The sequence below is a fragment of the Lysobacter sp. H23M47 genome (assembly GCF_015209765.1).
GTDB classification, from domain to species: domain Bacteria; phylum Pseudomonadota; class Gammaproteobacteria; order Xanthomonadales; family Xanthomonadaceae; genus Novilysobacter; species Novilysobacter avium.
Genome location: NZ_CP063658.1, coordinates 371,780 through 386,653 on the forward strand (window position 1 = coordinate 371,780; position 14,874 = coordinate 386,653).

General features: G+C 67.8%; 13 protein-coding genes and 1 pseudogene. 8 read left to right on the forward strand and 6 right to left on the reverse strand.

The genetic code is table 11. The features are described 5' to 3' along the window. Positions 1 to 57 precede the first annotated feature (57 nt). Both INQ43_RS01575 and INQ43_RS01580 read left to right on the forward strand, forming a co-directional pair. Positions 58 to 849, forward strand: coding sequence for a ZIP family metal transporter (locus tag INQ43_RS01575; RefSeq protein WP_194036906.1), 792 nt, complete (start codon positions 58 to 60; stop codon positions 847 to 849). 134 nt (positions 850 to 983) lie between these two features. Continuing rightward, the gene (locus tag INQ43_RS01580; RefSeq protein ID WP_194037517.1) at positions 984 to 1,613 is read left to right on the forward strand and encodes a fasciclin domain-containing protein; all 630 of its coding nucleotides are present in this window, start codon (positions 984 to 986) and stop codon (positions 1,611 to 1,613) included. Between the two features lie 132 nt (positions 1,614 to 1,745). On the opposite strand, the gene INQ43_RS01585 is transcribed toward INQ43_RS01580, so the two are convergent. Both INQ43_RS01585 and INQ43_RS01590 read right to left on the reverse strand, forming a co-directional pair. Then, a complete protein-coding gene (locus INQ43_RS01585) occupies positions 1,746 to 3,353 on the reverse strand; it encodes an MFS transporter (RefSeq protein ID WP_194036907.1) in 1,608 nt (535 codons plus the stop codon). 31 nt (positions 3,354 to 3,384) lie between these two features. Continuing rightward, on the reverse strand, positions 3,385 to 3,651 hold the full coding sequence (locus INQ43_RS01590; RefSeq protein WP_194034855.1) for a DUF3297 family protein: 267 nt from the start codon (positions 3,649 to 3,651) through the stop codon (positions 3,385 to 3,387). 346 nt (positions 3,652 to 3,997) lie between these two features. Here INQ43_RS01590 and INQ43_RS01595 point away from each other — a divergent pair, with 346 nt between their 5' ends. Then, complete coding sequence (locus INQ43_RS01595) at positions 3,998 to 4,207, forward strand: cold-shock protein (RefSeq protein ID WP_043958777.1); 210 nt, start codon at positions 3,998 to 4,000, stop codon at positions 4,205 to 4,207. A 97-nt stretch (positions 4,208 to 4,304) separates the two neighbouring features. Here INQ43_RS01595 and INQ43_RS01600 read toward each other — a convergent pair whose 3' ends face one another. Further along, positions 4,305 to 4,631, reverse strand: coding sequence for a DUF3247 family protein (locus INQ43_RS01600; RefSeq protein WP_194034856.1), 327 nt, complete (start codon positions 4,629 to 4,631; stop codon positions 4,305 to 4,307). Between the two features lie 133 nt (positions 4,632 to 4,764). Here INQ43_RS01600 and INQ43_RS01605 point away from each other — a divergent pair. The 3 genes and pseudogenes from INQ43_RS01605 to INQ43_RS01615 all read left to right on the forward strand — a co-directional run. Next, positions 4,765 to 5,643, forward strand: a pseudogene (locus INQ43_RS01605) (Ku protein); the annotation flags it as partial. A 194-nt stretch (positions 5,644 to 5,837) separates the two neighbouring features. Further along, positions 5,838 to 8,360 (forward strand): DNA ligase D, encoded by a 2,523-nt coding sequence (ligD, locus tag INQ43_RS01610; RefSeq protein WP_194036909.1) that lies wholly within the window; start codon positions 5,838 to 5,840, stop codon positions 8,358 to 8,360. A gap of 197 nt (positions 8,361 to 8,557) precedes the next feature. Continuing rightward, on the forward strand, positions 8,558 to 9,316 hold the full coding sequence (locus INQ43_RS01615; RefSeq protein ID WP_228062580.1) for a M23 family metallopeptidase: 759 nt from the start codon (positions 8,558 to 8,560) through the stop codon (positions 9,314 to 9,316). A 56-nt stretch (positions 9,317 to 9,372) separates the two neighbouring features. On the opposite strand, the gene INQ43_RS01620 is transcribed toward INQ43_RS01615, so the two are convergent. From INQ43_RS01620 to INQ43_RS01630, 3 genes are all read right to left on the reverse strand, one after another. Beyond that, a complete protein-coding gene (locus tag INQ43_RS01620) occupies positions 9,373 to 10,029 on the reverse strand; it encodes a serine/threonine protein kinase (protein ID WP_194036910.1) in 657 nt (218 codons plus the stop codon). A gap of 33 nt (positions 10,030 to 10,062) precedes the next feature. Next, the gene (locus INQ43_RS01625; protein ID WP_228062581.1) at positions 10,063 to 10,602 is read right to left on the reverse strand and encodes a sigma-70 family RNA polymerase sigma factor; all 540 of its coding nucleotides are present in this window, start codon (positions 10,600 to 10,602) and stop codon (positions 10,063 to 10,065) included. A 140-nt stretch (positions 10,603 to 10,742) separates the two neighbouring features. Continuing rightward, positions 10,743 to 11,411, reverse strand: coding sequence for an arylesterase (locus tag INQ43_RS01630; protein ID WP_228062582.1), 669 nt, complete (start codon positions 11,409 to 11,411; stop codon positions 10,743 to 10,745). 98 nt (positions 11,412 to 11,509) lie between these two features. On the opposite strand from INQ43_RS01630, the gene INQ43_RS01635 reads away from it, so the two are divergent. Continuing rightward, entirely contained in the window at positions 11,510 to 12,280 is a 771-nt protein-coding gene (locus tag INQ43_RS01635; protein ID WP_194036911.1) for an ABC transporter ATP-binding protein, read from the forward strand. Further along, entirely contained in the window at positions 12,277 to 14,847 is a 2,571-nt protein-coding gene (locus tag INQ43_RS01640; RefSeq protein WP_228062583.1) for an FtsX-like permease family protein, read from the forward strand. Before INQ43_RS01635 ends, INQ43_RS01640 begins: the two co-directional genes overlap by 4 nt. The last annotated feature ends 27 nt before the right edge of the window (positions 14,848 to 14,874 follow it).

Consider the following 14,874-nt stretch of genomic DNA (forward strand, 5'->3'; position numbering starts at 1 on the left):
CCCCATCGGCATTTTGCCGCCGGCGCAGTCACTCCGCATCGGCCGGGAACAGAGCGCATGATCCTGGCGACAATCCAGGCCAACCCGGTACAGGGTGCCCTTTGTGGTGGCCTGATCGCAGCAGGGGCGACCGCGCTGGGCACACTGCCGGCGTGGTTCTCGCGCGGCATCAGCGAACGCTTCCAGGACGCGCTGTTGGGCTTCGGAGCCGGCGTAATGCTGGCCGCGAGCGCTTTCTCGCTGGTCCTGCCCGGCCTGCAGGCGGCCGGGGAGAGCGGGCTGGGGCCGTGGAGCTCCGGGTCCCTGGTCGGTGCCGCGATCCTGGCCGGCGCACTGGCGATCATGCTGATGGAGCGCTGGGTTCCGCACGAACATTTCATCAAGGGACCGGAAGGTCCGTCGCCGGCCCGCCTGAAGCGCGCGTGGTTATTCGTTTTCGCGATCTGCCTGCACAACCTGCCCGAGGGCCTGGCGATTGGCGCCGCATTCGCCTCCGGCCACGCACACGGGGTGCTGCTGACCACCGGGATTGCGATCCAGGACCTGCCCGAGGGCTTGGTGGTTGCGATCGCGCTGATGGCGGTCGGCTATGACCGCACCCGCGCCGTACTGGTGGGAGCGGGTTCGGGACTGATCGAACCGGTCGGAGCCGTGTTGGGCGCCAGCGTGCTGGTCGCGGCGCCGCTGCTGTTGCCGGTGGGCTTGGGCTTCGCCGCCGGGGCGATGCTGTTCGTGGTCAGCCACGAGATCATTCCCGAGTCGCACCGGCAGGGACACGAGCAGCACGCCACCTCCGGACTGATGGTTGGCTTCGTGCTGATGATGCTGCTGGATACCGCCCTCGGCTGAGGCGAGCCGACAGTCCGGTTTGTCAAAATCGCGTGATGCATCCATGCAGGGCCCGCACCCGTAACAAGGGACATGGTGGCGATTGCCGTCGCCATTTCCCCCAACCGGTACGGAGTTTCCCCATGAACACCAAGATGCTGCTTCCCCTGGCCCTGACCACCGCCCTCGCCGCGACCCTGTCGATGTCAGCCTGCGCGCAGAAGACCGATGCCGATACCAGCGCTCCGACCGCGATGAGCGACAACACCGCAGCGCCCCAGCGCGCCGACAGCATGTCCGCAGACCGCATGCCCGCCGATACCATGGTTGACGCCGTAACCGCCGGTGACATCGTCGATACCGCCAGCCAGTCCCCCGACCACAGCACCCTGGTCGCCGCGGTCAAGGCCGCCGACCTGGTCGGGACGCTGCAAGGCGCCGGTCCGTTCACCGTGTTCGCACCCACCAACGCCGCGTTCGACAAGCTGCCCGAAGGCACGGTTGAAACGTTGCTGAAGCCCGAGAACAACGCCGACCTCGCCGGCATCCTCACCTACCACGTGGTGTCGGGTTCAGTGGATGCGGCCACCTTGACCGATCAGATCAAGGACGCAGGTGGCAAGGCGGAGCTGACGACGGTCAATGGCGCGACGCTGACCGCGGAAGTCGCCAACGGCGGCGTGAAGCTGACGGATGCCAAGGGCAACAGCGCGATGGTGACCACCGCCGACCTGATGGCGAGCAACGGCGTGATCCACGTCATCGACGCCGTACTGCTGCCGTAAACCCTGCGACAACTGCGTTTGCCGCGACCGTTCCCGTCTTCGGTCGCGGCATCCAGGGGACGGTCCCGGCCGTCCCCTTTCTGCGTCTGCAGTCGGCGGACCGGCAGTGCCGGACTCGCGTGACGCCGCGTTCTATAGGGCGGGAATCGCAAGCGCTCGCTGGATGTCCTCCAGTCGCCGCCCGCGGGTTTCCACGCCGTGGCGCGCCAGCATCAGGCCGGAAACCGCCATCGCCAGCGCGATCAGCAGCGCGGACAGCGCGATGTGCTCGAACAAGCCCAGCACTCCCAAACCGGCTCCGAGGATGCCGCCAAACTTGGAGCTGGCCGCGATCATGCCCGCGCCGGTGCCGCGCACATGGGCCGGGTAGATCTCTGCGGCGTAGGGAATCAGCATCGCAATCACCCCGCCGCTGCTGACCAGCAATGCGGCCGTGGCCAGCGTGGTCGCGACAACCGAGCGCAACCCGCCCAGGTCGATCAACGCGAATGCGGCCAGGGCCAGCGCCGTCAGCGCGATGAACGCCACCAGCGCCTTGATCGTGCTCCAGCAGTGGTAGAGCCACACCACCACGCCGATGCCGGGCAGGGCCAGCAGTGCTGACTGGGCGAGCAGCGCGCTCGCGGCGCTCGCATCCACGCCGAGCCTGACCAGGTTGACCGGCAGCCACAGCACGAAGCCGAACGTGACCAGGCCCCAGCCGATTCCGCACATCGCCAGCCCCGCGCCGATCCGCGCGTGTGGGCCGCGCAGCAACCGCCCCGGGGCACTGGGAACGGTCCGCGCACCCAACGCCGTGGCAGTCGCTGCAACCGCGTCGCGCTCGACCGGGACCGCGCCGGAGAACCTGGCCAGCACGGCGCGCGCCTGGTGCGGCAGGCCAGCGGCGGATAGAAACCGCGGCGACTCGGGAATGAAGCGGTTGAGGAAAATGATCAGTGCGCCCGTGGGCAGGCCCAGCAGCCACAACGCGCGCCAACTGAACAACGGTTCCAGCCAGGTGGCCGCTGCCGCTGCGGCCAGGTAACCGGCCGACGTGCCGATGCCTCCCAAAGCGACCAGCAGCCAGCCGCGGTGCGCGGTGGGAATGATTTCCGCCATCAGGGTGAAGGTGATCGGCAACAGGCCGCCCGCGGAGGCCCCCATCAGGAAGCACATCGCCAGGTTCCAGCCAAACGCCGGCATCGCCCCGCAGATGGCCGTACCCATGAACATCAACGCCGACAACAGGATGGCCGCGCGGCGTCCGTAGACATCGGCCAGCCGACCCCACAGCAGCGAGCCGACGGTGGTGCCCATCAACGCCACCAGAGCGAGCCAGCCGGCCGATCGGGTGCTGATGCCGTACTCGGCGGTCAGCCCCGGGATTACGAAACCGGTGGTGGCGGGCTTCATCACATCGACGGTCAGCGCCACCACCAGCACCGCGACGACCTGCCAGTGCTCGCGATTGAGCGCGACCGAATCGGCGAGGTGGAACTGCAGGTGCTTGCCGCCGGCCAATACGTGGCGCATCTGCCCCAGCCGTGGCATCAGGCCATGGAAGGCCAATCCCAGCCCCAGCGGGATCAGCGCCATCCCGGTCAGCATCCAGCCATCCATCGCCATGCCGACCATCTGCCAGCCGGTGTGCCGGCCCATCAGGAACATCGGCAGGTGCGAGAGCACGCCGCCCACCAACAGCGCGCAGCCTGCCCAGAAGGCAGGCGGATGGTGGAACGACAGCTCGCCGGATTTCACCGGATGCCGGCCGGCGCGAGCGACACGGAGCCTACTGGTCGTCCGTGCCAGCCACGGTGTCCAGGAAGTAGGGCTCGACCGTGCCGCTGAACTTCATGGTCATTGCGTTGCCGCGGCGGTCCAGTGACTTGCCCACCGGCAGGCGCACCCAACCTTCGCTGACGCAGTACTCCTCCACGTTGGTCTTCTCCTCGCCGTTGAAGCGGATGCCGATGCCGCGCTCGAACATCGATTCGTCGTAGTGCGGGCTGCGCGGATTGGTGGCGAGGCGGTCGGGCGGGGTGTTGGGGTCGGTCATGACAAGCGCTCTTTGCGTCTGGAGATGGAGGGCGCGCGAGGGCGCCGCTGGACAGGATAATGGTCGCGACGCCTGTGCGGCACCATTTGGCTTGCGCCGGGCTGACGCCGCTCCGGTAAGCGGCTGCGGTCCTGAACGCCCGCCCGGTCCAAGGTACGAACTTGTTGCAATCCCGGCGTGCTGGCAGTACGGTGCGCTTTGCTGTTTGCCAGGGTCACCGTGAATCGTGGCCCGATGCTGTAGATCCCTGATCCGCTACATCGTTGCACCTCGCTTACTCCTTGCAACCAGCATCTCGCCGCATTCATTGCGGTACTTCAAAAACACTGTTCCAAGGAGCAAGAAAATGTCAGACCGCGAAACCGGTACCGTCAAGTGGTTCAACGATGCAAAGGGCTTCGGCTTCATCTCCCGTGAGAATGGCGAGGACGTGTTCGTTCACTTCCGCGCTATCCAGGGCCAGGGCTTCAAGTCCCTGCAGGAAGGCCAGAAGGTCAGCTTCACCGTCACCCAGGGCCAGAAGGGCCTGCAGGCTGACGCGGTAGAAGCCGTCTAAGCACCGATCAACTGCAGTCGCCTCGGCGATCGCATGCGATAAAAGGGAAACCCGGCTTCGGCCGGGTTTCTTTTTGCCCGGCGTTTGGGCGCCTGGCTCAGTGGCCCGGGGCTGGTGCGGGCTGCTCCTCGGGGTCCAGTCGCCGTATCAGTACGATCCGGTCCAGCCAGACGTCGGTGTTGGCCACGCTTTCGGGCTGGTACATCGCCGGCTGGGAAAGACGGACCCTGGCGTTGGTGCCTTCCTTGCCATCGGGGCCAAAGAACAGTTGCGCGGAAGGCCGCACCACGACAATCCCCTCGATCTCTTCTCCGTCCTCCATCAACAGGCTGACGTGGGCGCCGCCGGGCAACTGCTCGATGCGCTCCTGGATCCGTTCAATGGCTGCGGGATCGGTGTGGACGGTCTGTGCTTTGCGGGACATGGCGGACTCCATCGGGATCTGCGCTCGACGCTAACCGGGGGGGCGGCAATGGGCGGTGAAACGACTCCACGCCTGCATCACCGCGGCGTGCCAATACTGGCGCTACCCATCCTCAGCCAGGCAGGAGTCGCCCATGGCCCGCCCGATCTGGACCGGCACGTTGTCCTTCGGTCTGTTGAACATCCCCGTGTCGCTGATGGCCGGTGAGCGCCGCACCGACATCTCCCTTCGCATGCTCGATTCGCGCGACCAGACCCCGATCCGCTACGAGCGCGTCAATTCCTCCACCGGCGAGGAAGTCGCCTGGAAGGACATCGTCAAGGCGTTCGAATACGACAAGGGCAGTTACGTCGTGCTCGAGCCCGAGGATATCCGCTCGGCCGCGCCGGAGAGCCACGACGCGATCGAGGTCGAATCCTTTATCGAGGCCAGCCAGATCGATCCGCGCTATTTCGAGAAGCCCTACGTGCTCGTGCCGGCCAAGAAAGCCGAGAAGGGCTACGTGCTCCTGCGCGAGGCGCTCAACGCGACCGGGCGCATTGGGGTTGCGCGCGTGGTCATCCGCACCCGTGAGAGCCTTTGCGCGGTGATTCCGCACGGCGATGCGCTGCTGCTGCTGATGATGCGCTTCCCGCAGGAACTGGTGGACATCGACGAATACCGGATCCCCGAAGGCAAGCCGGAGGACTACCGCATCTCCGCCAGGGAGCAGAAGGTCTCCGAGCAGCTGATCGAGGCGATGTCGGGTGACTGGGATCCGGAGGAATACCACGACGAGTTCCGGCAACGCCTGCACGACGTGATCGCCAAGCGGGTGAAGGACCGCAAGGTGGTCGAGCGTCCGGAGGAAGAGCCGGCGGTCGGCGAGGATGCCGCGACCAACGTGGTCGACTTCATGTCACTGCTGCAGAAGAGCATCGAGCGCAAGCAGCGAACCCCGGCGGCAGAGAAAACCGCGACATCAAAGAGCGCCAGAAAAACAGCGGCGGCGAAGAAGAAGTCGGCGACTAAGGCGCCTGCCGGCAAAACCGAAAAGGCCGAAGCCGGCTCCGGCGCGAAGAAGAAGGCGGCCAGCGCCAAGTCGACGAAAGCGAAGAAGACCGCGTCCGGCAAGTCGAAAGGCGCGGACGGAAAATCCAGCGCCGAGGCGTCAAGGAGCGCCACCAAGAGCGCCACCAAACGCCGCAAGGTGGCCTGAGGTCGTCCGTGGGTCTGCAGGAATATGCCCGCAAACGCAGGTTCGGCGACACCCCCGAGCCCGATGACGGGGCCGTGCGGAAGACGGGGCAGCGCCCCATCTTCGTGGTCCAGCTGCACCATGCCCGCGCGCGCCATTACGACTTCCGCCTGGAAGCCGATGGCGTGCTGAAAAGCTGGGCGGTGCCAAAAGGGCCTTCGCTGCGGGTGGGTGAGAAACGTCTGGCGGTGGAGGTCGAGGACCATCCGCTGGACTACGCCGACTTTGCCGGCGACATTCCGGCCGGGAATTACGGCGCCGGACACGTGCAGATCTTCGACCACGGGGTCTGGGCGTGCGACGGCGACCCGCTGGAAGGGCTGGCCAAAGGCAAGCTGGATTTCGTGCTCGAGGGCGAGAAGCTCCGCGGTGGCTGGAAGCTGATCCGCACCGCCAAACGGGCCAGCAAGCCACAGTGGCTGCTGCTGAAGCGCGATGACGCGTATGCCGCCGACCTCGAGGCCGATGACCTGCTCGCGGACGGGGCCGGTGCACCGGTTCGCGCGGGCAAAAAGTCGGGCAGGCAAGCCAGCCCCCCGCGACCCGCGCAGCCCGGATCAGCCGCCAAGGCGTCCAGGCCGCGCAAAACGAAAGGCCGGGTGGACTGGAAGGCGCGCGCCCGGTCGCTTGAGGGGGCCAAGCCCCTGAAGGGCGGCACGGAAATCGCGCCGCAGCTGGCCACGCTTCAGGCCGCACCGCCGGGCGGTGACGACTGGCTGCACGAGCTCAAATGGGACGGCTATCGTCTGCTGGCGACGATCGATGACGGCCGCGTCCGGCTGCGCTCGCGCAACGGCCTGGACTGGACCGGCGAGCATCCCGTCATCGTGGATGCGCTGGAGCGTCTGGGCCTCGATTCGGCCAGCCTGGATGGCGAACTGATCGCCCTGGATGCCAAGGGCAATGACAGCTTCAGTACCCTGCAGCACACGCTCAAGGGAACGGCCCGGGGCGACCTGCGCTACGTGGTGTTCGATCTGCCCACCCTGGCCGGCATCGACCTCACCGCCACCCGGCTGGATGAGCGCAAGGGCTTGCTGGCCGAACTGCTGGACACGGCTGGAACGCCCGGGCCGCTGCTCTACAGCGAGCATGTCACCGGCCACGGCGCCGAGGTCTTCGCAGCAAGCCGCACCCAAGGGATGGAAGGCATCATCAGCAAGGCCGCGGATGCCCGCTACACACCCAGGCGCTCGCACAGCTGGCTGAAGATCAAGCACGCCCAGGGCGACGAGTTCGTGGTGGTGGGCTTCATGCCGCCCCAGCGCTCCCGGATCGGATTTGCGTCCTTGCTCCTGGCCACCCGCCGAGAGGGCGAGCTCGTCTACGTGGGGCGCGTCGGTACCGGCTTCGACGACGCTACCTTGCGTGGGCTGGCAGCGCGGCTGAAGCCGATGGTGCGCAAGCAGCCGACCGTGCCGCTGCCGGCCCACGTCGCCTTCCCGGTGGGGAACGCGGTGTGGGTGAAGCCGGAAATCGTGGTGGAGGTCGCGTTCCGCGGTTGGGGCAAGGAAGGGCTGCTGCGCCAGGCCAGCTATCAGCGGCTGCGCGAGGACAAGAGCGCAGACGAGGTCGGTTCCGCGGCCCCTGCAACCGCCCGTTCCCAGAACAAAAAGGAGGACCCCAAAATGGCCGCGATCAGCAGCCCCGACCGGGTGGTGTACCCCGATGCGGGCATCACCAAACAGGAAGTCGCAGATTACTACACCGCCATCGCCGACTGGCTGTTGCCCGAGGTGGCCGATCGACCGCTGTCCTTGCTGCGGTGTCCGGACGGGATCGCCGGCGAGTGCTTCTTCCAGAAGCACCACGCGGAAGCATTCGGCGACAGCGTGCATGCGATAGCGGTCCGCGCCAAGGACGGTGGCAAGTCCAATTACATGGTGGTCCGCGATGTCGAGGGACTGCGGGGCCTGGTGCAGATGGGTACACTGGAATTGCACCCATGGGGGGCGCGCGCCGACGACCTGGAGCATCCCGACCGGCTGGTGTTCGACCTTGATCCCGGTGATGGCGTGGCGTGGAAAGCGGTCGTCGTCGCCGCGCGCGACGTGCGCGACCGGCTCGAGGAACTGGGCATGCAGTCCTTCGTTCGCCTGACGGGGGGCAAGGGGATCCATGTGGTGGTTCCCATCGCGCCCGGGCCGAGCTGGACGCAGGCCAAGACGTTCTGCGAGGGATTCGCCGATGCGATGGCCAGCAGCGCGCCGGAGCGTTATGTCGCCACCGCGTCCAAGGCATTGCGCGATGGCGTGGTCTTCATCGACTGGCTACGCAACAGCCGCGGCGCTACCAGCGTTGCCAGCTGGTCGCTGCGCGCGCGGCCGGGCGCGCCGGCGGCAGTGCCGCTGCGCTGGAGCGAGCTGGGCCGCACGGCGTCTGGTGCGGACTATCCACTCGCGCGGGCATTGCGGCGCGCGTCCAGTCTGGGCAGCGACCCGTGGGAAGGCTGGAGCGACGCGGTAGAACAGTCACTGGTGGACTGGTCCTGATCGCTTCCGCGTTTTCCTGTGGCGACGCCCGTTCACACAATCGCGCCGCTGCGTCGGAGACGATCACGGCATCCCGCTCGAGGCTTCCCGCATGACGTCATCCATCGCTCGCCAATCCCGTTCCGCGTTCGCGACATTCCGTCCTGGCGACCGGGTGCAGCAATGATTACCGGCGGTCCGACCGCGAGGGGGCGCGCATGTTGAGGGGCGTGTTGCTGTTCCTCGCCGGCGCCCTGGTGGGTGCGAATATCGTTTATTTCGTGATGAGTCGCCGCCCGCCTGCCCCGGCAGCGGCGCCGGTGCCCGCGCTGTCGGAGATTCGCCGCGAGCCAATACCGGTGGAACCCCTTGACGGCCCGGAGAGCGCCGACACCCCACTGAAGCCCGAGCTGGTCCGAGTCGACCCGAAGCGCGTCGCGCCCCAGGGGGTATCGCCCGATGCGGACATCGGCCATGCCGGCACGGAAGTCCAGCCGACCGCCCCCCGCAGCGCCGCCGACATCGCGGCCGCCAGCCGGTTGAAGCTGATCGTTCCAGTGCGCGGCGTCACTCCGGACCAACTCAGCAACACCTATGAAGATGCGCGCGGCAGCGGCCGTGTTCACGAAGCGATCGACATCATGGCCAAGCGCGGCACCCCGGTGCTGGCCGTTGCCGACGGGGAGGTGGAGAAGCTCTTCACCAGCGACCGCGGTGGGCTGACCCTCTACCAGTTCGAGCCCAGCGGTCGTTACGCCTACTACTACGCCCACCTTGACCGCTACGCCGACGACCTCGAGGAAGGCCAAGCACTGAAGCAGGGCGACGTGATCGGTTATGTGGGCAGCACCGGCAATGCCAGCGACGACGCGCCGCACCTGCACTTCGGCATCTTCGAACTGGACGAGGAGCGGCTGTGGTGGAAGGGCACCGCGATCAATCCGTATCCGGTGTTGACCGGCCAACGGCCGCAGTAGCGAAGGGCCGCTCGCGCGGCGTGTGCGGCGCCGAAATGCGGCATTGCCCACCCGGCTCAGGGGCGTTCGAAACTGGCAATCTCATCAATGCGCGCCTGTGCCTGGCGCAGGCTGTGACCGGTGGCGCTGTTGTCCATCCAGCGCGCAAGGCGCGCACGTTCCGGGCCCCGAGACCATCGGTGGAACCAGATCGTCCCGATCAGGCCAACCACCCCTGCGGCGACGCTGAGGTATTCCCAGGGGTAGAACCACGCTGGGCGGGCCTGCCCTCCAAGTGCGGCGAGCAGGACCACCACCGGTACCCATAGCACCCACCACGACAGACCGACCACCGCGCCGCTCAGCACATGAAAGCGACGCAGGCGGGCCAGCTGTTTCTGGATATGCAGTACGGGCGCGGCGTAGTCGATCTGGCCGATCAGGCCCAGGGTGATGCCGCCGCTGATCATCACCGCCACGCCATAGGCATGCAGGACGATCCCGGCAACAAGCATTCCGGGCTGCGGCGGGTAGCCGTTCCAGCCTGTCACGCCGAGCGCGAGACAGGCCAGTCCAAACAGCATCTGCGCGACCTGGCCCCACTGCAGGGGACGCAGGTGCCTGCGCGCCTTCTCCAGCGTTCGCTCCGTGAGCATGCGCGTGCCCAGCGCATTTTGCTGCTGCAGCCGGGCATCCAGTGAGTGCCATGCCTGCCTGAGGTCATCGAGTTCCATAAGGTGTCTCCGAGGGTGGGGCGCGTGCGCCGTTTACGCGATCTGCTCGCGGATCCGCTGTTTCAGGCGGCCGATCTTGGTCGCCACGTTGCCCGGGGTGATGCCGAGGATCTCGGCAATGTCGCGATGGCTGCGATCGTCCAGATACAACAGCATCAGCGCGCGGTTGAGCGGGTCGAGTCGGCGGATCAGCGCTTGCAGGGTGTGCAAGGCCAGGGTGTCTTCGGGAGAGGCCGCAGCCTGATCGGGAACCGCCGCGATGGCGTGATCATCCACATCCAGGTGGTGACGTCGACGCCGGCTGCTGCTGCGCAACTGCGAGATCGCGACGTTCAGCGCGATCCGGTACATCCACGTCGAGAACCGGCTCCGCTCGGGATCAAATTCCGGGAATGCGCGCCACAGTTGCAGGCTGATGTCCTGCACCAGGTCGCGCTGGTCGTCGGTGTCCCGGCAATAGCTGTAGGCGATCTTGAGCACGATGCCGCGGTGCTGTTCCAGCTTCGCGGTGAACGCGGCCTGCCGGGCGTGCGGGTCACCGGTGCCTGACGTCATCGCGTAGGGTGCGCTCATCGTGTCCATGGAAAGTGATTCGCCCGGTGAGGCGGAATATCACACCGGCAGTACGAGTCGTTGTTTGCCGCCGCCGTTTCAGCTCAGGCACCACGTCAGGCACACGGTCGCCGCCGTCCAGACGGCGGCGAGAACTCCGACTAGTCCAGCAGCGGCGCCAGTGCTGTCCAGACATGGTCGCGCAACTGTGGCTGCGCGGCGGCGGTGGGGTGCAGGTTGTCGTCCTGGTAGGCATCGCGATCGGCGGCGATCGGCTGCAGCAGGAAAGGCAACAGGGCGACGTTGAATCGATTCGCCAGCGTGCGGTAGTTCTGCTCGAACGCGCGGGTATAGCTCGCGCCGAGGTTGGGCGGCATCTGCATGCCGATCAGCAGCACCTTGGCACCCGCGCCGTGCGCCGCGCCGATCATGAAGGCGAGATTGTCCGCGCTGCGCGCCGTGGGTAGCCCACGCAGGCCGTCGTTGGCACCCAGGGCGATCACCACAACTTCGGGGCGTTCACGGACCACGGCGTCGAGGATCCGTGAGCGACCGCCGGCGGTGGTTTCTCCGCTGATGCTGGCGTTCACCACCCGCCACTGCGGCTTCTGCTTCGCGATGCGATCCGCGGTCAGCGCGACCCAGCCCTGCTCAGCGGCCATGCCATAGCCGGCCGACAACGAGTCGCCCATCACCAGCACGGTCCTGGTTGCAGGCGCGGCAACCGCTGGGGCGAACGCGCCCAATACAACGGCGAGCATCAACAGCAGCATCGCCCAGGCAGCGCCGGATTGAATGCGCCGCCCACCAGCCTCATATCGTGGCGTCATGGAACCGGATGCCGCGGTTCTGCGTACTGTCACCATCGCTCTCCCATCCGAACAACCGTCGCCCAACCGCACCGCGCGGCCGTGACCCAGGAGCCATCATGGCCGATCACCCCCTGCCCGCCGATGAAACCGCGACGCCAATTGCTCCCGCTGCGGCTGTTGATGGCAGTGATGCCGGAGCGCGTGCAGCGGCGCTGAGCGTGCGCGGGCTGGGCAAGCGCGTGCCCCTGCCGACCGGCGAGCTGACCATCCTGGATGGCATCACGTTCACGATCGATGCCGGCGACACCATTGCCATCGTCGGCGCCTCCGGCTCGGGCAAGAGCACCCTGCTGTCGCTGATGGCCGGCCTGGACACGCCCAGCAGCGGCGATGTCGAGCTCGACGGCGAGTCGCTGTCCACGCTGGACGAGGACGGCCGGGCGAGGGTGCGCGGGGAGAAGGTCGGCTTCGTGTTCCAGAACTTCCAGTTGCTGCCCTCGCTGACCGCGCTGGAGAACGTGATGTTGCCGCTGGAACTGCGCGGCGACCGCGACGCGGAGGGTCCGGCGCGCGCGATCCTGGGGCAGGTCGGCCTCGGCGAGCGCCTTGGCCACTACCCGCGGCAGCTGTCGGGCGGCGAGCAGCAACGCGTCGCGCTGGCGCGCGCCTTCGTGACCCGGCCGTCGCTGCTGTTCGCCGACGAGCCGACCGGCAACCTCGACAGCCGCACCGGCCAGGCCATCATCGAGTTGCTGTTCGAGCTCAACGCGCAGGCCGGCACGACGCTGGTGCTGGTGACCCATGACGACCACCTGGCCGACCGCTGCGGACGGCGCCTGCGCCTGGACGGTGGACGACTGGTCGCTACCGGGCCGCAGGCGGCATGAGCGCCGCCCGGGCTGCGCGGCCGCGCAGCGGCGCTCTGAAGGTCACCGCGCTGGCATGGCGCCAGCTGCGACGCGACCTCAAGGCTGGAGACATCCGCATCCTGCTGGCCGCGCTGGTGCTGGCTGTGCTGGCCGTGACAGCGGTCGGTTTCGTCACCGATCGGGCGGAGCGTGCGCTGGCCATCGAAGCCAATCGCCTGCTCGGCGGCGATGCGGTGGTGCGCGGCGATTCGCCGATCGCTTCGGGCATTGCCGACACGGCAGCCGCGCTCGACCTGAAACAGACCACGACGGTCGAACTCAACACCATGATCAGCGTCGGCGGCGGCGTGGATGCCCGCCTGCAGGTGGGCGACCTGCGCGCGCTGGGCAACGGATTCCCGCTGCGCGGCGTGTTCCGCATCGTCGGTGCGGACGGCGTGGAGCGTGATGCTGCCGCCATCCCCGCGCCCGGCACCGCCTGGCTGAGCCGCGCCGGTGCCAGCACGCTGGATGCCGGGGTCGGCGACACGATCGTGGTCGGTGAGTCCCGCTTCACCCTCGCCGCGTTGGTCGCTGCCGAGCCGGATGCCGCGCTGGACTACTTCAACATCGCGCCGAAGGTGTTCATCAGCCTCGCGGACCTGCCGGCCACCGGCCTGGTGCAGGAAGGCAGCCGGATCGGTTACCGGCTGGTCGTGGCCGGGCAGGCCGGTGCGGTGGACCGGTTCGTCAACACGGTCAAGCCGGAGCTCGCGCGCGGCCAGAGGCTGGAAACCGCGGGCGATGCGCGTCCGGAGATCCGCGCGGCGCTGGACCGCGCCGGACGCTTCCTGGGCCTTGCCGCGCTGGTCTCGGTGGTGATGGCGGCGGTGGCCGTCGCGATGGCGGCGCGGCAGCACAGCCAGCGTCATCTTTCCGGGACCGCGGTGATGCGCTGTCTGGGCGCCAGCCAGGCCACCCTGGCGGGCATCCATATCGGCGAATTGCTCATGCTGGGGCTGATGGCCAGCACGGTCGGCGTCGCCCTGGCGTTCGCGCTGCAATGGGGCATCGGCCTGTGGCTGGCGCCGGTGCTGGGCATGACCATCCCGCCCGCGGGATGGACGCCGGCACTGCACGGTTTTGCGGTTGGACTGGTCGTGCTGATGGCGTTTGGTGCGCCGCCGGTGCTGGCGCTGCGCCGTGTACCCGCACTGCGAGTGCTGCGCCGCGATCTCGACCCGACCGAGCCCAGTGCGTGGCTCGTGGCCGCCGCCGGCCTGGCCGGCCTGGCCGCGCTGCTGTGGTGGAAGGCCGGCTCGGCCGCGCTGGGGATCGCCATGCTCGGCGGACTGGTCGCCACCGCGGCGGTGCTCGGCGCGCTGGGCTGGGGGATGATCGTTTTGCTGCGCCGCCTGCGCCCGCGCCTGCGCGGCAGCCTGCGTTACGGGCTGGCCAACGTCAGCCGACGCCCGGCAACCAGCATCGCCCAGATCGCATCGCTCGGACTGGGCCTGATGGCGCTGCTGCTGTTGACCTTCGTGCGCACCGACCTGCTCGACCGCTGGCAGCTCCAGCTCGCCGCCGACGCGCCCAACCGGTTCATCATCAACGTCCAGGATGACCAGATCGATCCGGTGGCGAAGTTCATCGCCGACCAGGGCATGGCCGCTCCCACGTTGTACCCGATGATCCGTGCCCGCCTGGTGGCCCACAACGGCGCGCCGGTGGTCCGGGCGACCGACGCTGACACTGATGACGCGACGGCCGAACCGAGCGACGGTCCCGACCGGCGGCGCACCGAGCGCGAGTTCAACCTGTCCATGGCCGCGACGCTGGACGACGACAACCGCGTCGTTGCCGGCCGCTTCTGGGACGGCCTGCCGGCGACGCCGGAGATCTCGGTCGAGGCGGGCTACGCAAAATCGCTGCAGTGGAAGCTGGGCGATACCGCGTCGTTCGATATCGCCGGTCAGCCGTTCACAGCCACGATCACCAGCCTGCGCGAGGTCGACTGGACCAGCTTCCGGCCGAACTTCTTCGTCGTCGCCTCCCCGGGTTCGCTGGACGGCTTCCCGGCCAGCCACATCACCGCGGTCAGCGTTCCGCCGGAGCAGACCCGCTTCACCGCGCAACTCGTCGGCCAATTCCCCAATCTGACCGTGATCGACATCGACGCGGTGCTCTCGCAGGTCAGGGCGACCGCCGACCAGGTGTCGGTGGTGGTCGAGGTGGTGTTCTGGTTTTCGCTGGCCACCGGGGTGCTGGTGTTGCTGGCGGCGGTCAGCGCGAGCCAGGACGAGCGCCTGCTGGAAGGTGGGGTGATGCGCGTGCTGGGCGGCAGCCGGCGTCAACTGCGGCTCGCGCAGGCGTCGGAATTCGCCGTCGTCGGCCTGTTGTCCGGGTTGGTCGCCGCAGTCGCCGCGTCCGTGCTGGCGGGCGTGGTGGCGGTGCGCGTGTTCGATCTTCCCTGGCAGCCCAACTGGTCGATGGCGCTTGCCGGCGCGGTATTGGGCATGCTCGCCGCGTTGGTCGCCGGCATGTTCGCCACCCGCAAGGTGCTGGACGCACCTCCATCGCAGACGCTGCGTGAGCTGCAGGGCTGAGTCAGTCCGTATTGCCGCCGGTTGTCA